Raw genomic sequence first — 18,586 nt, 5'->3', positions numbered from 1 at the left:
CGCGCGGCGGCCTCACACCCGCATCGGCATCAGCACGTACAGCGCCGGCGCGCCCTCGCGATCCTGGATCAGGGTCGGCGAGCCGGGATCCGCGAGCTTGAACAGGGCGGTGTCGCCCTCGAGCTGCGCGGTGATGTCGAGCAGGTAGCGAGCGTTGAAGCCGATATCGAGGCCGGCCGCCTCGTAGTCGACGTCGAGCTCCTCGGTGGCGCTGCCCGAATCCGGGTTGTTCACCGAGAGCGCGAGGCGCCCCTCGGCCAGCCCGAGCTTCACCGCGCGCCCGCGCTCCGACGAGATCGTCGAGACCCGGTCCACGGCCTTCGCGAAGGCGTCGCGCTCGACGGTCAGCCGCTTGTCGTTATTGGCCGGGATCACCCGCTGGTAATCCGGGAAGGTGCCGTCGATCAGCTTGGAGATCAGCGTCAGGCCGCCGGCGAAGCGCAGGCGGATCTTGGCGGGCGACAGGTCGACCGCGACGGTCTCGCCGCCGTCGTCGAGGAGCTTCTGGATCTCGGCGACGGCCTTGCGGGGCACGATCACGCCCGGCATGCCGACGCTGCCCTGCGGGGCCGGGATCTCGACGCGGGCGAGCCGGTGGCCGTCCGTGGCCACCGCCCGCATCGCCGGACCGTTCTCGGTCTCCAGCGTGTGCAGGTAGATGCCGTTGAGGTAGTAGCGGGTCTCCTCGGTGGAGATCGCGAACTGGGTCTTCTCGATCAGCCGCTTCAGGTCGGCGGCGGCGATCTCGAACCCGTGCGGCATCTCGCCGGCGGCGAGGTCCGGGAAGTCGCCCTCCGGCAGGGCGCCCAGGGCGAAGCGCGAGCGGCCGGACCGGATCGTCATCTGGCCGGACTCGCCGCCGGTCTCCAGGGAGACCTGCGCGCCGTCGGGGAGCTTGCGCACGATGTCGTAGATCACGTGCGCCGGCACGGTGGTGGCGCCCGCATCCGCCACGTCGGCCGGCACGCTCTCGGTCACCTCGATGTCGAGATCCGTCGCCCGCAGCTGGAGTCCCGATCCCTCCGCGCGCAGGAGCACGTTCGACAGGATCGGGATCGTGTTGCGGCGCTCGACGACCCGGTGCACGTGGCCGAGCGACCTGAGCAGGGCCGCGCGCTCGACAGTGACTCTCATCGCAATACTCAAGTGGTAGGGACGCCGCCGCGGCCGGCGACCGTCGCGGAATATGGCCGTTCAGCTTGGCGAAGGGGGAAGGGGAACGCAAGGCCGCCGTCGGTGCACCGCACAGCGACCTCCGCGTCCAGGTCGGATGCCCATGTCCGGAGCGGGGTATCGGCCCGCGGCGGCCCGTGCGAAAGCGCCGCGACCGACCCGGATCCCGCCTCCCCAACCCGATCATGTTGCAGACCATCGACACCGCGGGCACCACCGCAGACCCCTCGCAGGCCGCCCCGAGCGCCCCCCCGAGCGCTCGGCGGATCCTCGCCGCGAGCTTCGTCGGGACAGCGATCGAGTTCTTCGACTTCTACATCTACGCCACCGCCACCGCCCTGGTGATCGGCCCGGTCTTCTTCCCGGCCGGCGCGCCCGGCGTGCAGCAGCTCAGCGCCTTCGCGACCTTCGCCATCGCGTTCATCGCGCGGCCCGTCGGCGCGGCCCTGTTCGGGCATTTCGGCGACCGGGTCGGACGCAAGGCGACGCTGGTGGCGTCCCTGCTGATCATGGGCATCTCCACGGTGCTGATCGGCTGCCTGCCGACCTACGCGTCGGTCGGATGGTGGGCGCCGGCGGCGCTGTGCATCCTGCGCTGCGGGCAGGGGATCGGGTTCGGCGGCGAGTGGGGCGGCGCGGCACTGCTGGCGGTCGAGAACGCGCCGCCGGGCCGGCGCGCGTGGTACGGCATCTTCCCGCAGCTCGGGGCGCCGGTCGGCTTCATCCTGGCCAATCTCGGCTTCCTCGCCCTCAGCTTCGGCCTGACCCCGGAAAGCTTCCAGGCCTGGGGCTGGCGCCTGCCGTTCCTGGCCTCGGCGGCGCTCGTCGGCGTCGGGCTCTACGTGCGCCTGAAGCTCACCGAGACGCCGGCCTTCAAGGCGGCGCTCAGCCAGGCGCGGCCGGAGCGCGTGCCGTTCGCCACCACGCTGACCCAGCACGGCCACGCCGTCCTGGTCGGCACCTTCGCGATGGTGGCGGTCTACGCGGTGTTCTACCTCTCCACCGTCTTCGCCCTGGGCTACGGCACCGGCACGCTCGGCTACAGCCGGCCGACCTTCCTGCTGTTCGAGTGCATCGCGGTCTGCTTCATGGCGCTCGGCACCGTCGTGTCGGGGGCGGCGGCCGACCGCTTCGGCCGCCGACCGGTGCTGCTCTCCGGCATGGCCGTGACGTTCCTGCTGGGCTTCCTCATGGGACCGATGCTGGGCCACGCCGCCGGCACCGGCACCTGGCCGCCGGTCCTGGGCTTCCTCTGCCTCAGCCTTCTGACGATGGGCTGGGTGTTCGGGCCGATGGGCGCCGTCCTGCCCGAGCTGTTCCCGACGCGGGTGCGCTACACGGGCGCCTCGGTCACCTACAATCTCGCGGGGATCCTGGGAGCCTCGGGCGCGCCCTACATCGCGCAGCAGCTCGCGGCCTACGGCGGCATCGGCTTCGTCGGGTTCTACCTAGCGGGGGCCGCGATCCTCAGCTTCCTCGCCGTGCTGGCCATGCCGGAGACCGCCGGCCGCTGACGGGACTTTCCGCGCGCCTCCCTCAGCGGGCGGCGCGCTCCGGGCCCGCCGTGCCGGCGGGCTCGAAGCGCCCGAGGAAGCGGGTCCGCTCCCACAGCTCGATCGCGTCGCGCCCGACCATCGCGCGGGCGCGGCGGCGCGCCTGCGTGTCGTCCTCGGCCGACAGGATCTCGGCCGCGCAGACGCGACCGGCCCGGTCGAGCCTGAAGGTCCTGTAAGCGCGGCTCCGGTGAGCCGTTCCAGCATCCAGCGCGAGCATTGCCAAATCCTCCGGGACGAAACGTCCCGGAAGACGGTTAATCATCGGTAAATCGCGCTTCTCGCGATCGGGGACGCGGTCCCGACGCGCCCGCTCGGCAGCGGGCGACCGGGCCCCTCAGCTTCGCTTGTCGAGCGGGCGACCGAGCAGGCGGGCGAACTCGGCCTCGATCTCCTCCACCGAGAACGCGTTGCCGGATCCCTTCGCGTCCGGCGGCGGCACGGCCGGCGGTGCGGCTGGCGGCGGCGGGGCAGGCGGGGCTGGCGGAGGCGGGACGGAGTCGGCCTTCGGCATCGCCGGCGGCGGCAGGGGTATGGCCGGCGGCGGGGGCGGGGGCGGGGGCGGCGGGGCTTCCGGCTCGTCGGCCGGGGCCGGGGCCGGTTCGACCGGGACGCTCGCCATCGCGGCCGCCAGCGGATCGACGCCCTCGGGCACCGACGGGGCGGGTGCGGCCTGCGGCGGCGGCGTCACGGCCGAGGACGAGCGCGACAGGGCGGCCTGGAGCTGCCGGGCCATGTCGGACAGGACGACCGGATCGACCGACTTGCGCTCGGACGGCACCGCGAGGCTCGGGGCCTGGCGGGCGGGCTCTGGCTCGACCGGTGTCGGCTCAGCTGGTGCCGGCTCGGGCTTGCGCTCGGAGGCTGGGTTCGGCCGCGGCTCGATCAGCGGCGGCGCGGTCCGGCTCAGGATCCGCCGCGGCGCGACCGGCTCGCGCGGCGGGGGCGCGGGCAGCTCCACCGCCGGCGGCGGCACCGCAGGCGCGGGCGGGGCCTGGGGCGCGGGCGGCGGCGCGGCACTCAGCGGCGCGGAGACGTCCTGACCGGGCTCGTCGCCGCCGAACAGGCCGGGATCGAGGGGCAGCGTCACGGGTGGGGCGGAGGCCGAGCGCGGCACCGGCGACGGCACCACCACCGGCATCGCGAAGCCCGGGTCGAACAGCGGCTCCGCGCGCCGCCCACCGGATTCCGGGAGAACGCGGGGCGGCTCGGGCAGGCGGCCGCCCTGGACGAGCGGGTCCGGGAGCGGCTCGTCCAGCGGCTCGGGCGCCAGGTCCGGCCGGATCGCCGCCTCCGGCAGGGGCCGCTGGCCGCGCTGGATGTTGCGCTCGACCACCACGTCGTTGGGGCCGCCCACCAGGAGCAGGTGCTCGACATTGTCCCGGCGCAGCAGAATCAGCTGCCGCGCCCGATCGAGCTCGTATACGTCGACGATCCCCAGCCGCGGCTGGCGGCCGCGGCTTCCGGAACGCCCCGGCAGGGCGAGGCTCCGGCCGGTGAGCCGGCGCACCGTGAACACGATCGCCGCGAGCGCCGTGAAGATGACGGCGAAGATCACGATATACTGGACGATGGGGGAGCCGTCAGAGCCGAACACGGATTGCAGCCATCGCAAGATTACGCACTCGCACGTTCCGACCGCCGCGGGTGCGCGCCGGCAGGGACTTGATCCATACCACGCCGGAGGGGCGGCAAGGCAAACGACGTTAAGAGTTCGTTAACAGACCTTTTAATTGAGCGCCCGCAGGACAATAGGTCGGGACTGCGCGCCGGCCCGGCCGAACCGCCAGCCGGCGGCCCCTCGGCAGCCGCCCGGGATCGGCGTCCGGCCGGCGGAGACATCCCGGACACGTCGGGCGCCCAGTAGCCGCCGGTCCGACCCGCGCCCGCGGGTTGCCGCAGGCTCCCGCGATGACGCGCCCCCTCACGCTCTCCACCCTCGTCCTCCTGTCCGCCGGCGTCCAGGCCGCGGCGGCACCGCCGCAGCCCCCGACCTGGAGTCCCTACGAGCGGAGCGCAGGGCCGGACGGGGCGCCGTCGCGCTGCCTCCAGCACCGGCGCGGGACCGCGCGCGCCGGGAACGCGCGCTGGTACGTCTTCCAGGTGTTCAACGATTGCGGCCGGCCCGTCCGGGCGGTGTGCGACATCGCCTACACGCCGCTCTGCGACTACGGCCGGGACGTCGCGGTCGCGGCGCATCTCGACGCGCCGGTCGAGCCCCACGGCGAGTCCCAGCCCTTCGGCCACGCCGCGCCGCCGGTCGACGGCAGCGTGCCGGGGTGCTTCTTCGCCCGCTGCACCGAGGAGCTCCAGCCCCCGGCGCGACCCGGCATCGGCGATCCCTGAGGCGGGGCTTAACGCGCCGTTAACCATGCAGGCGGCAGATTTTGCCGAGCCCGCTCGTCCCGGCGCGGCCACGCCATCCCGGAGGCGACCATGGCCCTCACCGATCTGCCCGTGCTGAGCATGCTGCGCACGCGGATGCAATGGGCGCAGGCGCGCCAGGGCGTGATCGCCGAGAACGTCGCCAATGCCGACATGCCGGGGTTCAAGCCCCGCGACCTCGTGGAGCCGCGCTTCGACCGGGCGACCGGCGCCCTCGCCACCACCGGGTCCAGCCTGACGCTCACCAGCGCGGGCCACATGGCGCCGACCGGTCAGACGGTCGGGGCCGATCCCAAGCGCGCGAAGGGCTTCGAGATCCGCCCCAGCGGCAACGGCGTCAACCTCGAGGACGAGATGATGAAGGCCGGCGAGAACCAGTCGGACTACCAGCTCGCCGCCTCGCTGTACCAGCACAGCCTGACCACCCTGAAGATCGCGATCGGCAAGAGCTGATGCGCGCCGGACGACGGTCGAGCGCTGACGGCCGCGGGATCGCGGCGGCGGGAGGGTCCTGAGCCATGGAATTCACGAAGTCGCTGGCGGTGGCGGCCGCGGGCCTCAAGGCCCAGTCGGGCCGGATGCGCATCATCGCCGAGAACATCGCCAACGCCGACTCCGCGCCGGCCTCGGCCGGTGCGCAGCCCTACCGGCGCAAGATCCCGACCTTCACAAGCCACCTCGACGACGAGACCGGTGCCAAGCTCGTCGAGGCGGGGCGCGTCAGGCGCGATCCGTCGGCCTTCCGGACCAAGTACGAGCCGGGCAACCCCGCGGCCGACGCCCAGGGCGTGGTGCAGATGCCCAACGTCAACGCGCTGATCGAGAACATGGACCTGCGCGAGGCCCAGCGCTCCTACGAGGCGAACCTCAACATGATCAGCGCCACCCGCAAGATGCTGGCGCAGACCCTCGGCATCCTGAAGTGAGCCCCGGGGCCCGCGGCAGGACCGCATAGAAAGGACGCATGGCGATGGCTTCGAGCAACTTCGCGGCGGGTGCCTACGCGGCCGTCCAGGGCCTCGCCGGCGGCCGGCCCGCGCCCCGGGTGCAGCCGACGACCGGCACCGGCACCGACTTCATGCAGATGCTCGGGCAGACCCTGGACAGCGTCGGCGATGCCGGCCGTCGGGCCGATTCCCAGGCGGTCTCGGCCGCCGCCGGCAAGGCCAACGTCGTGGACGTGGTCACCGCGGTGGCCGAGAGCGAGACCGCCCTGCAGACCATGGTGGCGGTGCGCGACCGCATGATCTCCGCCTACGAGGAGATCATGCGGATGCAGATCTGACCGGCCGCCCGTTTCCCCGCCCGCTCTCCCCGCACAGATCGCATCCCCATGACCGGCCTCGCCATCCTCGACGTCGCCCGCGACGGCATCTTCGTGTTCCTCAAGGTGGCCGGCCCCCTGATGCTGGTCGCCCTGGCGGTCGGCCTCGCCGTGTCCCTGGTCCAGGCCCTGACGCAGATCCAGGAGCAGACGCTGATCTACGTGCCCAAGGTCGTGGCGGTGTTCGCCGCGCTCCTGCTGATGCTGCCCTTCATGGGCGACGCCATGGCCGGCTACATGACCCGCATCGCCGCCCGCATCGCGGCCGGCGGCTGATGCGCGCGCCGGTCGGGACAGGCGCGGCCCGCGCGTGCCATAGGGGCCGCGATGAACCTGCTCCTGCCCGGCATCGCCTCGGCCTACCTGATCACCTTCGCGCGCATCGGCACGCTGATCATGCTGATGCCGGGGATCGGCGAGCAGTCGGTGTCGCCGCGCCTGCGCCTCGCCTTCGCGCTGCTCACGACCCTGGTGCTGTTCCCGACCGTGCGCCCGCTGCTCGGCGGCACGGAGGGCGTCGCCGGCCCGCGGCTGATCGGGCTCCTGTTCGGCGAGACGATCATCGGGCTGGTGCTCGGCCTGACGGTGCGGATGATCCTCGCCGCCCTTCAGACCGCCGGGGTGATCATCTCGGCGCAGGTCGGGCTGTCCTACGCCATGACGGTGGATCCGAGCCAGGGCGGCCAGCAGGTGGCGATCGGCAACTTCCTGTCGCTGCTCGGGATCACGCTGATCTTCGCCGCGGACCTGCACCATCTCGCCATCGAGGGCGTGGCCCGCAGCTACGTGGTGCTGCCCCCCGACGGCGTGCCGGCCTTCTCGGACGCGCTGATGCTGGCCACGAAGGCGCTCGCCCGGGGCTTCACCCTGGCGGTGCAGATCTCCGGCCCGTTCATCGCCTTCGGGATCCTGTTCAACCTGGGGCTCGGCGTGCTGTCGCGGCTGATGCCCCAGATGCAGGTGTTCTTCCTGGCGGTCCCGGCCTCGGTGCTGATCGGCATGCTGCTGCTGATGGGCTGCCTCGGCGTCATGATGGGCGTCTTCCTGGACGATCTGGGCCGGTATCTCGGGGATTACGTCGGCCGCTGAGCGGCCGGACCGCCCGTGACCCGATGATGTCCCCGCTCTGAGCGCGACGCGAGATGGCCGACGATACCGACGACGAGGACAAGACCGAGGAGCCGTCCCAGCGACGGCTCGATCAGGCCATCGAGCGCGGCGACGTCGCGACCAGCACCGAGATCAACACTTTCGCGATGCTGGGCGCGTTCACCCTGGCCCTGCTGCTCGCGGCCCCGACCATCGCCACGAACCTCCTGCACGGACTCAAGGCCTACCTCGCCAACGCCCACGCCCTGCCGGACGACGCCACGGCCATGAAGGCCGCCATGACGCGCGGCCTGTGGCTGTGGCTCCAGGCCGTGGCGGTGCCGGTGGGGCTGGCCGTCGTGGCCGGGCTGGCCGCGGGGCTCCTGCAGCACCCGCTGGTCTTCTCCGCCGAGTCGCTGATGCCGAAATTCTCGCGCCTCTCGCCGATGGCGGGCGTGAAGCGGCTCCTCGGCGTCGAGGCCCTGTTCCAGTTCGGCAAGGGGCTGGCGAAGATCGCCGCCGTGGGCGTGGTCGGCGCCGTGATGCTGTGGAACGACCGCGACCGGCTGGAGGTGTTCGCCCGCCTGGACCCGGCCGCCTCCATGCCGGCGATCCTGTCCCTCAGCCTCAAGCTGCTCGCCGGCATGCTGTGCATGCACCTCGCGATCACCCTCGGCGACGCGCTCTACGCGCGGTTCCGCTGGCGCAAGCGCCACCGGATGTCGAAGGAGGAGCTCAAGCAGGAGATGAAGGAGTCGGAGGGCAACCCCGAGGTCAAGGGACGCCTGAAGCAGCTCCGGATGGCCCGGGTGAAGAAGCGCATGATGGCCGCGGTCCCGACCGCGACCGTCGTGGTGACGAACCCGACCCACTACGCGGTGGCGCTGCGCTACGAGACCGGCATGGCGGCGCCGGTCTGCGTCGCCAAGGGCGTCGACGCGCTCGCCCTGCGCATCCGCGCGGTGGCGGCCGAGCACGGTGTCGCGGTGATCGAGAACCCGCCGCTCGCACGGGCGCTCCACGCCACCGTGGAGATCGACCGGGAGATCCCGGCCGAGCATTACCGGGCTGTGGCGGAGGTCATCGGGTTCGTGCTGCGCCTGCGGAGACGGGCGGCGTAAGCCCCGCCCCCGATCCCCGCGCCGCGCCACTTCGCCGAGCTGTTTTGCCGAACGTCCGGGCGGGCGAAAGCCACGCTTCCTCCACCTTTTTTCGCGAGGCTGTGTCAAGGCTTGGCGCGACGAGACTGATGCCGCGCCCCGCATGTCCTGATATGGCCGGCGGACTCACCGGGTGACTGTTCTGGAATGAAGCCGATGGCCGACGTCACTGGACCTCCGGCGCCCGCCGCGGGCCCGCAGAATTCGGGTCCCCCGGTCGCGCAGGCCTCCTCCCTGCTGGGAACGGGCTCGATCGACCGCTCGGAGCAGCCGGGCCGGGTCGGCCTGCTCCTCGTGCTCGCCGGCCTGCTGGTCGGCGCGGCGATCGGCCTGTCCTTCGTGGCCAACGAGCAGGCCCAGTCGCTGATCGTCTGGCTGCTCGCCCTGCTGGCCATGGCGGGCGTGTTCTTCCTGTTCGCCCTCGCCATCGGGGCGCTCCAGCTCAGCGGCAGCGCAGCCCGGGACGACATCACCAAGGGCATCGTCGACGCGTCGCCGGACGGCAAGCTGGTGGTGGAGGACGGCGGCCGGCTGATCTACGCCAACGAGGCCTACCTGCGGATCGCCAGCGGCGACACCTTCTCGAACCTCGTGCCGGTGGAGCGCATCCTCGTCGGCTCCCCGGAGGTCTCCGAGGCGGTCTACCGCCTGTCGCAGGCCTCGCGCGACGCCCGCGCTCACACCGAGGAGGTGCGGATGTCGCCGCCCCTCGGACCCACGGCCGGCGAGCGCGGCTTCGGCTGGTACCGGGTCTCGGTGCGGCCCCTCGCGCGCCCGCGCCGGGCGGCCTCCCTCTGGACGGTGGCCGACATCACCGCCGAGCGCGAGCGGCAGGAGAACGTCTTCCAGGAACTCCAGCACGCTATCGACTACCTCGACCACGCTCCGGCGGGCTTCCTGTCGATCGATCCGGCCGGCGCCATCGTCTACATGAACGCGACCCTCGCGGCCTGGCTCGGCTACGATCTCGCCAGCGTCGGCCCCGGCGGCCCGCACCTCACCGAGATCGCCCCGGAAGCGGACGTCCTGGTGCGCACCGCCGGCCTGCCGGGCGAGGTCCGGACCGACCGCTTCGACCTCGACCTGCGCCGCCGCAACGGCCACACCCTGCCGGTCCGCCTCTACCACCGGGTCGCCTTCGGCAAGGACGGCAAGCCCGGCTCGTCGCGGACCTTCGTGATCAACCGTTCCGCCGGGGCCGAGACCGACGAGCCGCAGCGCGCCGCCGAGGTGCGGCTCGCCCGCTTCCTCAACAACTCGCCGATCGCCATCGCGACCCTCGACAGCGCCGGCCGGATCGCCCGCGCCAACGCGTCGTTCACGCGCCTGTTCGGCACGGTTCCGCGGCAGGCGGACGACGGCGCCCTGGACGGGGAGGGCGTGCCGCGGGTCGAGCCCAACGTCGCCGACTCGGTGGCCGACCGGACCGCCCTGGAAGCCGGTCTCGCCCGCGCCGCGAGCGGGCGGACCGATCCGGAGCCGATCGAGGTCCAGCTGAACGGGCCCGGCGGCCGCTCGGCCCGGGTCTGGCTCAGCCCGGCCGACGGCGGCGATCCCGGCCAGCAGACCGACGAGGCCGAGCGGGTGATCCTCTACGCCCTCGACACGACGGCGCAGCGCCAGCTGGAGCAGCAGGTCGCGCAGGCCCAGAAGATGAACGCGGTCGGCCAGCTCGCCGGCGGCATCGCGCACGACTTCAACAACGTCCTGCAGGCGATCATCGGCTACTCGGACCTGCTGCTCGCGAGCCACCGGCCGACCGACCCGGCTTTCCAGGACATCATGCAGATCAAGCAGAACGCCAACCGGGCGGCGGGCCTCGTCCGCCAGCTCCTGGCGTTCTCCCGGCGGCAGACGCTGCGTCCAGAGGTGATGAATGTCGGCGAGGCGCTCTCCGAGCTGACCCTCCTGCTCAAGCGGCTCCTGGGCGAGCGGGTCGCCCTGGAGCTGAAGCACGGCCGCGAGGTCTGGCCCGTGAAGGCCGACGTCAACCAGTTCGAGCAGGTGATCGTCAATCTCGCGGTCAACGCCCGCGACGCCATGCCGGAGGGCGGCAAGCTGATGATCCGCACCGAGAACGTCTCCGATCCGGGGACGGCCGCCGGGGCGGAGGGGCGCGGCGGGGCGCCGGCGGGCGACCACGTCCTGATCGAGGTGCGCGACACCGGCCAGGGCATCCCGCCCGAGCTGATGGAGAAGATCTTCGAGCCGTTCTTCACCACCAAGGAGATCGGCAAGGGCACCGGCCTAGGGCTCTCGACGGTGTTCGGCATCGTCAAGCAGTCCGGCGGCACCATCGACGTGCAGTCGAAGGTCGGGGAGGGCACCGCCTTCCGCATCTACCTGCCGCGTCACGTGCCCGTCGCCGAGCCCGAGGAGGTACCGGCCGCGGCCGCCGAGCCGACCCTGCCGCGCGCGGAGCCGCTCGCCCCGCAGCCCGGCGCCAAACCGGCCGCCACTTCGGCCGCCACGCCGGGGACGGGCAGCGACGGCGCCGCGCCGCAGGGCGAGGCGCCGCCCGCCAAGGCCGACAAGCTGCCGCCGCGCAAGCCCGCCGCCGACCATACGGGGCAGGGGACTATCCTGCTCGTCGAGGACGAGGACCCGGTCCGGGCGGTCAACAGCCGGGCGCTCTCGGCCCGCGGCTACACGGTGCTGGAGGCGGCCTCGGGCCTCGAGGCCCTGGCGATCGTCCGCGAGGGCGCGCAGACCATCGACCTCGTCGTCTCCGACGTGGTCATGCCCGAGATGGACGGCCCGACACTCCTGCGGGAGGTGCGCAAGCATCAGCCCGACCTGAAGGTGATCTTCGTGTCCGGATACGCCGAGGACGCGTTCCGCAAGAACCTGCCCGAGGGCGAGACCTTCAACTTCCTGCCCAAGCCCTTCAGCCTGAAGCAGCTGGTCGAGACCGTGAAGAAGACGATGGCGGATTGACGGACCGCGCCGGCGCGGCGCGTCCGCCCGCCGCCCCTCAACGCGAAGCGGCCCCGGAGAGACTCCGGGGCCGCTGATCTCGGTCGGTCGAGAGGTCCGCCGCGCGCCGCTCCCGGTGCGCGGCGGCGCGACTTAAGCCTCGCCCTCGTCGAGATCGTCCGCCGTCGGTGCGGCGTTCTCCAGGATCTTCTCGGCGACCAGACCGGAGTTCTGCCGGATCGAGCCCTCGATCTCGGCCGCGATCTTCGGGTTGTCGCGCAGGAAGCCCTTCGAGTTCTCGCGACCCTGGCCGAGGCGCTGGCTGTTGTACGAGAACCAGGCGCCGGACTTCTCGACGATGCCGGCCTTCACGCCGAGGTCGATCAGCTCGCCGACCTTCGACACGCCCTCGCCGAACATGATGTCGAACTCAACCTGCTTGAAGGGCGGCGCGACCTTGTTCTTCACCACCTTGACGCGGACCTGGTTGCCGATCGCCTCGTCGCGGTCCTTGAGGGTCGAGATGCGGCGGATGTCGAGGCGCACCGAGGCGTAGAACTTCAGGGCGTTGCCGCCCGTGGTCGTCTCGGGGCTACCGTACATGACGCCGATCTTCATCCGGATCTGGTTGATGAAGATGACCATGCAGTTCGAGCGCGAGATCGAGCCGGTCAGCTTGCGCAGGGCCTGGCTCATCAGGCGGGCCTGGAGGCCGGGCTGGCTCTCGCCCATCTCGCCCTCGATCTCGGCCCGCGGGGTCAGCGCGGCCACCGAGTCGACCACGAGCACGTCGATGGCGCCGGAGCGCACCAGCGTGTCGGTGATCTCGAGCGCCTGCTCGCCCGTGTCGGGCTGCGAGATCAGCAGGTCGTCGAGGTTTACGCCGAGCTTGCGGGCGTAGACCGGGTCGAGGGCGTGCTCGGCATCCACGAACGCGCAGACGCCGCCCTTCTTCTGGGCCTCCGCGATGGTGTGGAGCGCCAGCGTCGTCTTGCCGGACGATTCGGGACCGTAGATCTCGATCACGCGGCCGCGCGGAAGGCCGCCGACGCCGAGCGCGATGTCGAGGCCCAGAGAGCCGGTCGAGACGGTCTCGACCTCCTGGACCTTGTCGCTCTTGCCGAGCCGCATGATCGAGCCCTTGCCGAAGGCGCGCTCGATCTGAGACAGGGCGGCGTCGATCGCCTTGGACTTGTCCTTGTCCACCGGGGGCATGTCGACCACTTTCAATGCGGGCTGGGCCATCTGGCGGGCTCCTTATGAAGGGGTTGGACGCAGTTCACAACGCGCGTCGCCACCGCCTCTATGTACCCGTTTTGTTCTCATCGGACAAGGCCGGAACGCCGTTTTGCCACGCGCGGCTCACGAAATCCCGCCTCGACACTCGAATGCCCGCGACGACCACGTTCGATCCGTTCATCGGCCACCCGAGCGCGTGCGAAGGGGGGACGACCGCCCGGATCGGACGTGAGCTAAACGGCGAGCGCCTCTCACGACGAGCCCGGACGGCCGGCCGGTCGGAAGCCGACAGTCAGGCAAACGTCAGAAACGACGAAGCCCGGCACGAATCCGGCTCTCGCGAGTCGAATTGCGTCCGGGCAATCGTCGTACCGGTCACCGGGCGCTCCCGGGACGGCCACCCCGAGGGGCACCATCCGCGACGCCTCGGGCCGGTATCTGGCGGATGCGGAGACCGCAGCCGCCGGGATCCCGGGATCAGGCGGCCTCGCCGGCCTCGGCATGGGCCACCTCGCCCTCGACCAGCTTCCAGGTCTTGGTCTTCGAGAACGGGCGGCACTCCTCGATGAACACCGTCTGCCCGACCTTGGCGACGTTGCCCTCGTCGTGCGCGTGGTAGTTCTTCGACCGCCGCACGGTCTTCTTCATCACCGGGTGTGTGAAGCGACGCTCCACCTTCACCACGATGGTCTTCTCACCCTTGTCGCTGACGACGGTGCCCTGCAAGATGCGCTTCGGCATGGTTGTCTCCTAAAACCCGCCTCAGCCCTTGGCCTGCTGCAGCGTCTTGGAACGCTGCAGAGTCCGGACACGGGCGATGTCGCGACGGACCTCGCGGACGCGGGCGACGTTCTCGAGCTGGCCGGTGGCCCCCTGGAAGCGCAGGTTGAACTGCTCCTTCTTGAGGTTGATCAGCTCGTCATTCAGCTGATCCGGCGACAGCGCCTTCAGATCAGACAGTCTCTGGGTCGACTTCACGATATCCTCCGTTCAGTCGGCGATGCGCTGGACGACCCGCGTGCGGATCGGGAGCTTCGCGGCGCCGAGGCGGAGCGCCTCCTTGGCGATGTTCTCGGCAACGCCGTCGACCTCGAACATGATCCGGCCGGGATGAACCCGGGCCGCCCAGTAATCCGGGGCACCCTTACCGGAGCCCATGCGGACCTCGGTCGGCTTCGACGAGACCGGGACATCCGGGAAAACCCGGATCCAGACGCGGCCCTGACGCTTCATCTCGCGGGTGATCGCGCGGCGGGCCGCCTCGATCTGGCGGGCGGTGACGCGCTCGGGCTCCACCGCCTTCAGGCCGAACTGGCCGAAGTTCAGCTCGAAGCCGCCCTTGGCCGCACCGTGGATGCGGCCCTTGAACTGCTTGCGGAAGCGGGTCTTTTTCGGTTGCAGCATGGCTTCCTACCTTACGCGTGCTCGCGCTCGCGGCGTCCGCGCTCGCGGCCGCCCTCGCCATCGCGCTCACGGCGTCCGCCGGAACGGCCGCCCTCTTCCTGGGCCTTCTTGTCCTGGGCCATCGGGTCGTGCTCAAGGATCTCGCCCTTGAACACCCACACCTTGATGCCGCAGGTGCCGTACGTCGTGAACGCCGTGGCGGTGCCGTAGTCGACGTCGGCGCGCAGCGTGTGCAGCGGGACGCGGCCCTCGCGGTACCATTCCTGGCGGGCAATCTCGGCGCCGCCGAGACGGCCCGAGCAGTTGATCCGGATGCCCTCGGCGCCCAGACGCATGGCCGACTGAACGGCCCGCTTCATGGCGCGCCGGAAGGCGACGCGGCGCTCGAGCTGCTGGGCGATCGAGTCGGCCACCAGGGTGGCGTCGATCTCGGGCTTGCGCACCTCGACGATGTTGATGGTCACGTCGGCCTTGGTCATCGTGCCGACGAGCTTGCGCAGCTTCTCGATGTCCGCGCCCTTCTTGCCGATCACCACGCCCGGACGACCCGAGTGGATGGTGACGCGGCACTTCCGGTGCGGGCGCTCGATGACGATCTTGGAGACCGCCGCCTGCTTGAGCTGCTTCATGAGGGCGGCGCGGATCGCGACGTCCTCGTGCATGAGCTTCGCGTAGTCGCCCTTGTTGGCGAACCAGCGGGAGTCCCAGGTCCGGTTGATGCCGAGCCGGAGACCGATCGGGTTGACTTTCTGACCCATCAGATCCTCCTCAAGCCGCTTCGGCTTGGCGGACTTCGCGAACCACGATGGTGAGGTTCGAGAAGGGCTTCAGGATGCGCGCGCCGCGGCCGCGGGCGCGGGCGTGGAAACGCTTGAGAACCAGCGCCTTGCCCACGAAGGCCTGGGAGACGACAAGGTCGTCGACGTCCAGATCGTGGTTGTTCTCGGCGTTGGCGATGGCGCTCTCGAGGCACTTCTTGACCTCGGTGGAGATCCGCTTGCGCGAGAACTGCAACTCGGCGAGCGCCGTGTCGACCTTCTTGCCGCGGATCATCTGCGCCACGAGGTTGAGCTTCTGCGGGCTGACGCGCAGCATGCGCGCGACGGCCTTCGCCTCGTTCTCGGGGAGCGCGCGGGGGGTGGCTTGCTTGCCCATCTCAGCGCCTCTTCGCCTTCTTGTCGGCCGCGTGGCCCGGGAAGGTGCGGGTCGGCGAGAACTCGCCGAACTTGTGCCCGACCATCTCCTCGGTGACGTAGACCGGGATGTGCTTCTGCCCGTTGTGCACACCGAAGGTGAGCCCGACGAACTGCGGGAGGATCGTGGAGCGGCGGCTCCAGATCTTGATGACCTCGGAGCGCGAGGAGCCCCGCGCCGCCTCGGCCTTCTTGAAGAGGTAGCCGTCGACGAACGGCCCCTTCCAGAGAGAGCGTGCCATAGCGATTACTTCTTGCGGTTGTGGCGGCTGGACAGGATGAACACGTCGGTCCGCTTGTTGGACCGGGTCTTCTTCCCCTTGGTGGGCACGCCCCAGGGCGTGACCGGGTTGCGGCCGCCCGAGGTGCGACCCTCGCCGCCGCCGTGCGGATGGTCGACCGGGTTCATCGCCACACCGCGGTTGTGCGGGCGCTTGCCGAGCCAACGGTTGCGCCCGGCCTTGCCGAGCGAGATGTTCATGTGGTCCGGGTTCGAGACCGCGCCAACGCTGGCGAAGCACTGACCGTGGACCAGGCGCTGCTCGCCCGAGTTCAGGCGGAGCGTCACGTAGCCCTGGTCGCGGCCGACGATCTGCGCGTAGTTGCCGGCCGAGCGGGCGATCGCGCCACCCTTGCCGATCTTGAGCTCGACATTGTGGACGATCGTGCCCACCGGCATCGAGCCGACCGGAGCGGCGTTGCCCGGCTTGATGTCGACGCTCTCAGCGGCCACCACCTTGTCGCCCGGCTGCAGGCGCTGCGGGGCCAGGATGTAGCTCTGCTTCCCGTCGGGGAAGTTGATCAGCGCGATGAACGCCGTGCGGTTCGGATCGTACTCGATCCGCTCCACCGTGGCGGCGACGCCGAGCTGCTCGCGACGCTTGAAGTCGACGTTGCGCAGCACGCGCTTGTGGCCGCCGCCGCGGAAGCGGACGGTGATGCGGCCGAGATTGTTGCGGCCGCCGGAGGACGACTTGCCCTCCGTCAGCGCCTTCACCGGCTTGCCCTTGTAGAGCTCACGGCGGTCGACGAGCACGAGCTGGCGCAGGCTCGGCGTGACCGGTTTGAATGTCTTCAAGGCCATCGGCTTGGATCCCTAAATCCCGTCCTCAGAGCCCGGTCGTGACGTCGATCGAGTGGCCCTCAGCCAGGGTCACGATCGCCTTCTTCACGTCGGAGCGCTGTCCGCGGAGGCCGCGGAAAATCTTCTTCTTCCCCTTGGTGACAAGGGTGTTCACGGCCGTGACCTTCACGTCGAACAGCTTCTCAACCGCCTCCTTGATCTGAGGCTTGGTCGCCTTGGGAGCGACGCGGAAGACGACCTTGTTCTGCTCGGTCAGGTTCGTCGCCTTCTCGGTGATGACCGGGGAGACGACGATGTCGTAGTGGCGCGGATCGGCACTCATTTGAAACGCTCCTCCAGCGCGTCGACGGCAGCCTTCGTCAGGACGAGCGTGTCGCGGCGCAGGATGTCGTAGACGTTGATGCCCTGCACGGGCAGCACGTCGATCTGCGGGATGGCGCGGGCGGCCCGGCCGAAATTCACGTCGACCTCGGCACCGCCGATGATCAGCGCGTTCGAGAGGCCCATCTTGCCGAAGCGCTCGATGAGACCCTTGGTCTTGTGATCCTCGATCTTGATGTCGTCGACGACGATCAGGGTCGAGGCCTTGGCCTTGGCCGACAGGGCGTGGCGCAGGGCCAGCGCACGGACCTTCTTGGGCAGGTCGTGGCTGTGGTCGCGCGGCACCGGGCCGAAGGCGCGTCCACCGCCGCGGAACTGCGGCGCCGAGGCCGCGCCGTGGCGGGCGTTACCGGTGCCCTTCTGCTTGTAGAGCTTCTTGCGGGTCCGGTTCACGTCCGAGCGGTTCTGCACGGCGTGGGTGCCGGCGCGCCGCTTGGCGAGCTGCCAGCGAACCATGCGCTGCAGAAGGTCGGCGCGGGGCTCCAGGCCGAAGATCTCTTCGTTCAGCTCGACCGAGCCGGCACCGGCACCGTCGAGAGTTTTGATATCGAGCTTCATCACGCGGTCTCCTCAGCCGCAGGGGCCTCGGTCGCCGGGGCGGAGGCGCCGTTCTCGCGGAACTTGCCCGGCAGCGGAACGTCGGCGGGGAGCTTGCGCTTCACCGCGTCGCGGATCTGGATCCAGCCGCCGGCGACGCCCGGGACCGCGCCCTCGACCAGGATCAGGCCGCGCTCGGGGTCGGTGCGCACGACCCGCAGGTTCTGGGTGGTGACCCGCTCGACACCGAGATGGCCCGGCATCTTCTTGTTCTTGAAGGTCTTGCCCGGGTCCTGACGGCCGCCGGTCGAACCGATCGAACGGTGCGAGATCGACACGCCGTGGGTGGCGCGCAGGCCGCCGAAGTTCCAGCGCTTGATACCGCCAGCGAAGCCCTTACCGGTCGTGGTGCCGGTGACATCCACGAACTGGCCGGGGATGAAGTGGTCCGCGGTGATCTCGGCGCCGACCGGGATCAGCGCGTCCTCGGACACGCGGAACTCGGCGAGCTTCTTCTTCGGCTCAACCTTGGCGACCGCGAAACGGCCCCGCTCGGCGGCCGACACGTTCTTGACCTTGGCCTTGCCGACGCCGACCTGCAGCGCGACGTAGCCATTCTTCTCGACAGTGCGGTGGGCAACCACCTGGCACTGATCAATCTTGAGCACGGTGACGGGGACATGCTCCCCCGCGTCCGTGAAGACGCGGGTCATGCCGACCTTCTGTGCGATGACGCCTGAGCGCATAGGTTCTCTCCCTCGCGCGATGAAACGGTAAGCTCTAAGTCCTCAGCGGACTCAGAGCTTGATCTCCACGTCCACGCCAGCGGCGAGGTCGAGCTTCATCAGCGCGTCCACGGTCTGCGGCGTCGGATCGACGATATCGAGCACCCGCTTGTGCGTGCGCATCTCGAACTGCTCGCGCGACTTCTTGTCGATGTGCGGCGAGCGGTTGACGGTGAACTTCTCGATATGCGTCGGCAGCGGGATCGGACCCCGGATGGTCGCGCCGGTGCGCCGGGCCGTGGAGACGATCTCCTTGGTCGACGCATCGAGGATGCGGTGATCGAACGCCTTCAGGCGGATACGGATGTTCTGACCGTTCATGTTCCTGGAACCTTCAGAGGGACGGCGGGGTGTGCGAGGACT

24 protein-coding genes are annotated in these 18,586 nt (G+C 70.5%); 9 read left to right on the top strand and 15 right to left on the bottom strand.

Annotated features, from left to right (window positions below; translation table 11 throughout):
- Nucleotides 1-12: 12 nt before the first annotated feature.
- A complete protein-coding gene (dnaN, locus tag LOK46_RS12095) occupies nucleotides 13-1,134 on the bottom strand; it encodes a DNA polymerase III subunit beta (RefSeq protein WP_012319207.1) in 1,122 nt (373 codons plus the stop codon).
- 224 nt (nucleotides 1,135-1,358) lie between these two features.
- Between dnaN and LOK46_RS12090 the strand changes: the two genes are divergently transcribed.
- Nucleotides 1,359-2,687: an MFS transporter gene (locus tag LOK46_RS12090; protein ID WP_273563978.1), complete on the top strand. Its 1,329-nt coding sequence runs from the start codon at nucleotides 1,359-1,361 to the stop codon at nucleotides 2,685-2,687.
- Between the two features lie 22 nt (nucleotides 2,688-2,709).
- Here the strand turns inward: LOK46_RS12090 and LOK46_RS12085 are convergent, their stop codons facing one another.
- Nucleotides 2,710-2,946, bottom strand: coding sequence for a hypothetical protein (locus LOK46_RS12085; protein ID WP_273563977.1), 237 nt, complete (start codon nucleotides 2,944-2,946; stop codon nucleotides 2,710-2,712).
- Nucleotides 2,947-3,063: 117 nt separating this feature from the next.
- Nucleotides 3,064-4,323 carry a hypothetical protein gene (locus LOK46_RS12080; RefSeq protein WP_273563976.1) on the bottom strand — a complete coding sequence of 420 codons (1,260 nt, stop codon included), beginning with the start codon at nucleotides 4,321-4,323 and terminating at the stop codon, nucleotides 3,064-3,066.
- Nucleotides 4,324-4,637: 314 nt separating this feature from the next.
- Between LOK46_RS12080 and LOK46_RS12075 the strand changes: the two genes are divergently transcribed.
- From LOK46_RS12075 to LOK46_RS12040, 8 genes are all read left to right on the top strand, one after another.
- Nucleotides 4,638-5,072 (top strand): hypothetical protein, encoded by a 435-nt coding sequence (locus LOK46_RS12075; RefSeq protein WP_273563975.1) that lies wholly within the window; start codon nucleotides 4,638-4,640, stop codon nucleotides 5,070-5,072.
- A 90-nt stretch (nucleotides 5,073-5,162) separates the two neighbouring features.
- Entirely contained in the window at nucleotides 5,163-5,564 is a 402-nt protein-coding gene (gene flgB / locus LOK46_RS12070) for a flagellar basal body rod protein FlgB (protein ID WP_273563974.1), read from the top strand.
- Between the two features lie 65 nt (nucleotides 5,565-5,629).
- On the top strand, nucleotides 5,630-6,037 hold the full coding sequence (gene flgC / locus LOK46_RS12065) for a flagellar basal body rod protein FlgC (protein ID WP_020094248.1): 408 nt from the start codon (nucleotides 5,630-5,632) through the stop codon (nucleotides 6,035-6,037).
- 44 nt (nucleotides 6,038-6,081) lie between these two features.
- Nucleotides 6,082-6,396 (top strand): flagellar hook-basal body complex protein FliE, encoded by a 315-nt coding sequence (fliE, locus tag LOK46_RS12060; protein WP_012319201.1) that lies wholly within the window; start codon nucleotides 6,082-6,084, stop codon nucleotides 6,394-6,396.
- Between the two features lie 48 nt (nucleotides 6,397-6,444).
- Entirely contained in the window at nucleotides 6,445-6,711 is a 267-nt protein-coding gene (gene fliQ / locus LOK46_RS12055) for a flagellar biosynthesis protein FliQ (protein WP_273563973.1), read from the top strand.
- Between the two features lie 51 nt (nucleotides 6,712-6,762).
- Entirely contained in the window at nucleotides 6,763-7,524 is a 762-nt protein-coding gene (gene fliR / locus LOK46_RS12050; RefSeq protein ID WP_273563972.1) for a flagellar biosynthetic protein FliR, read from the top strand.
- 53 nt (nucleotides 7,525-7,577) lie between these two features.
- Nucleotides 7,578-8,645 carry a flagellar biosynthesis protein FlhB gene (gene flhB, locus LOK46_RS12045; protein ID WP_273563971.1) on the top strand — a complete coding sequence of 356 codons (1,068 nt, stop codon included), beginning with the start codon at nucleotides 7,578-7,580 and terminating at the stop codon, nucleotides 8,643-8,645.
- Between the two features lie 195 nt (nucleotides 8,646-8,840).
- A complete protein-coding gene (locus LOK46_RS12040; RefSeq protein WP_273563970.1) occupies nucleotides 8,841-11,621 on the top strand; it encodes an ATP-binding protein in 2,781 nt (926 codons plus the stop codon).
- Nucleotides 11,622-11,753: 132 nt separating this feature from the next.
- Here the strand turns inward: LOK46_RS12040 and recA are convergent, their stop codons facing one another.
- The 12 genes from recA to rpsJ form a co-directional block, all read right to left on the bottom strand.
- Entirely contained in the window at nucleotides 11,754-12,815 is a 1,062-nt protein-coding gene (gene recA / locus LOK46_RS12035) for a recombinase RecA (RefSeq protein WP_373866322.1), read from the bottom strand.
- A 501-nt stretch (nucleotides 12,816-13,316) separates the two neighbouring features.
- Nucleotides 13,317-13,580, bottom strand: a complete 264-nt coding sequence (rpsQ, locus tag LOK46_RS12030; RefSeq protein WP_273563969.1) for a 30S ribosomal protein S17 — start codon at nucleotides 13,578-13,580, stop codon at nucleotides 13,317-13,319.
- A gap of 21 nt (nucleotides 13,581-13,601) precedes the next feature.
- Nucleotides 13,602-13,817: a 50S ribosomal protein L29 gene (rpmC, locus tag LOK46_RS12025; protein ID WP_020094255.1), complete on the bottom strand. Its 216-nt coding sequence runs from the start codon at nucleotides 13,815-13,817 to the stop codon at nucleotides 13,602-13,604.
- Between the two features lie 12 nt (nucleotides 13,818-13,829).
- Nucleotides 13,830-14,243 (bottom strand): 50S ribosomal protein L16, encoded by a 414-nt coding sequence (rplP, locus tag LOK46_RS12020; protein WP_012319193.1) that lies wholly within the window; start codon nucleotides 14,241-14,243, stop codon nucleotides 13,830-13,832.
- Nucleotides 14,244-14,254: 11 nt separating this feature from the next.
- The gene (rpsC, locus tag LOK46_RS12015) at nucleotides 14,255-15,001 is read right to left on the bottom strand and encodes a 30S ribosomal protein S3 (RefSeq protein WP_012319192.1); all 747 of its coding nucleotides are present in this window, start codon (nucleotides 14,999-15,001) and stop codon (nucleotides 14,255-14,257) included.
- A gap of 10 nt (nucleotides 15,002-15,011) precedes the next feature.
- Complete coding sequence (rplV, locus tag LOK46_RS12010) at nucleotides 15,012-15,398, bottom strand: 50S ribosomal protein L22 (protein WP_012319191.1); 387 nt, start codon at nucleotides 15,396-15,398, stop codon at nucleotides 15,012-15,014.
- 1 nt (nucleotide 15,399) lies between these two features.
- Nucleotides 15,400-15,678, bottom strand: a complete 279-nt coding sequence (rpsS, locus tag LOK46_RS12005) for a 30S ribosomal protein S19 (protein WP_012319190.1) — start codon at nucleotides 15,676-15,678, stop codon at nucleotides 15,400-15,402.
- Nucleotides 15,679-15,683: 5 nt separating this feature from the next.
- Nucleotides 15,684-16,520, bottom strand: a complete 837-nt coding sequence (gene rplB / locus LOK46_RS12000; RefSeq protein WP_273563968.1) for a 50S ribosomal protein L2 — start codon at nucleotides 16,518-16,520, stop codon at nucleotides 15,684-15,686.
- A gap of 25 nt (nucleotides 16,521-16,545) precedes the next feature.
- The gene (locus LOK46_RS11995) at nucleotides 16,546-16,842 is read right to left on the bottom strand and encodes a 50S ribosomal protein L23 (protein WP_020094257.1); all 297 of its coding nucleotides are present in this window, start codon (nucleotides 16,840-16,842) and stop codon (nucleotides 16,546-16,548) included.
- Nucleotides 16,839-17,459 (bottom strand): 50S ribosomal protein L4, encoded by a 621-nt coding sequence (gene rplD / locus LOK46_RS11990; protein ID WP_020094258.1) that lies wholly within the window; start codon nucleotides 17,457-17,459, stop codon nucleotides 16,839-16,841. Before rplD ends, LOK46_RS11995 begins: the two co-directional genes overlap by 4 nt.
- On the bottom strand, nucleotides 17,459-18,184 hold the full coding sequence (rplC, locus tag LOK46_RS11985; RefSeq protein WP_020094259.1) for a 50S ribosomal protein L3: 726 nt from the start codon (nucleotides 18,182-18,184) through the stop codon (nucleotides 17,459-17,461). Before rplC ends, rplD begins: the two co-directional genes overlap by 1 nt.
- Nucleotides 18,185-18,235: 51 nt before the next feature.
- Complete coding sequence (gene rpsJ / locus LOK46_RS11980; protein WP_043351245.1) at nucleotides 18,236-18,544, bottom strand: 30S ribosomal protein S10; 309 nt, start codon at nucleotides 18,542-18,544, stop codon at nucleotides 18,236-18,238.
- Nucleotides 18,545-18,586 lie beyond the last annotated feature (42 nt).

It is taken from the genome of Methylobacterium sp. NMS14P, assembly GCF_028583545.1.
GTDB lineage: Bacteria > Pseudomonadota > Alphaproteobacteria > Rhizobiales > Beijerinckiaceae > Methylobacterium.
This window is presented reverse-complemented; position numbering and strand designations above follow the sequence as displayed.

Coding starts and splice junctions, on each gene's coding strand:
- dnaN (WP_012319207.1), bottom strand. CDS start 1,134: ATGAGAGTCACTGTCGAGCGCGCGGCCCTGCTCAGGTCGCTCGGCCAC.
- LOK46_RS12090 (WP_273563978.1), top strand. CDS start 1,359: ATGTTGCAGACCATCGACACCGCGGGCACCACCGCAGACCCCTCGCAG.
- LOK46_RS12085 (WP_273563977.1), bottom strand. CDS start 2,946: ATGCTCGCGCTGGATGCTGGAACGGCTCACCGGAGCCGCGCTTACAGG.
- LOK46_RS12075 (WP_273563975.1), top strand. CDS start 4,638: ATGACGCGCCCCCTCACGCTCTCCACCCTCGTCCTCCTGTCCGCCGGC.
- flgB (WP_273563974.1), top strand. CDS start 5,163: ATGGCCCTCACCGATCTGCCCGTGCTGAGCATGCTGCGCACGCGGATG.
- flgC (WP_020094248.1), top strand. CDS start 5,630: ATGGAATTCACGAAGTCGCTGGCGGTGGCGGCCGCGGGCCTCAAGGCC.
- fliE (WP_012319201.1), top strand. CDS start 6,082: ATGGCTTCGAGCAACTTCGCGGCGGGTGCCTACGCGGCCGTCCAGGGC.
- fliQ (WP_273563973.1), top strand. CDS start 6,445: ATGACCGGCCTCGCCATCCTCGACGTCGCCCGCGACGGCATCTTCGTG.
- fliR (WP_273563972.1), top strand. CDS start 6,763: ATGAACCTGCTCCTGCCCGGCATCGCCTCGGCCTACCTGATCACCTTC.
- flhB (WP_273563971.1), top strand. CDS start 7,578: ATGGCCGACGATACCGACGACGAGGACAAGACCGAGGAGCCGTCCCAG.
- LOK46_RS12040 (WP_273563970.1), top strand. CDS start 8,841: ATGGCCGACGTCACTGGACCTCCGGCGCCCGCCGCGGGCCCGCAGAAT.
- recA (WP_373866322.1), bottom strand. CDS start 12,815: ATGCCCCCGGTGGACAAGGACAAGTCCAAGGCGATCGACGCCGCCCTG.
- rpsQ (WP_273563969.1), bottom strand. CDS start 13,580: ATGCCGAAGCGCATCTTGCAGGGCACCGTCGTCAGCGACAAGGGTGAG.
- rplP (WP_012319193.1), bottom strand. CDS start 14,243: ATGCTGCAACCGAAAAAGACCCGCTTCCGCAAGCAGTTCAAGGGCCGC.
- rpsC (WP_012319192.1), bottom strand. CDS start 15,001: ATGGGTCAGAAAGTCAACCCGATCGGTCTCCGGCTCGGCATCAACCGG.
- rplV (WP_012319191.1), bottom strand. CDS start 15,398: ATGGGCAAGCAAGCCACCCCCCGCGCGCTCCCCGAGAACGAGGCGAAG.
- rpsS (WP_012319190.1), bottom strand. CDS start 15,678: ATGGCACGCTCTCTCTGGAAGGGGCCGTTCGTCGACGGCTACCTCTTC.
- rplB (WP_273563968.1), bottom strand. CDS start 16,520: ATGGCCTTGAAGACATTCAAACCGGTCACGCCGAGCCTGCGCCAGCTC.
- LOK46_RS11995 (WP_020094257.1), bottom strand. CDS start 16,842: ATGAGTGCCGATCCGCGCCACTACGACATCGTCGTCTCCCCGGTCATC.
- rplD (WP_020094258.1), bottom strand. CDS start 17,459: ATGAAGCTCGATATCAAAACTCTCGACGGTGCCGGTGCCGGCTCGGTC.
- rplC (WP_020094259.1), bottom strand. CDS start 18,184: ATGCGCTCAGGCGTCATCGCACAGAAGGTCGGCATGACCCGCGTCTTC.
- rpsJ (WP_043351245.1), bottom strand. CDS start 18,544: ATGAACGGTCAGAACATCCGTATCCGCCTGAAGGCGTTCGATCACCGC.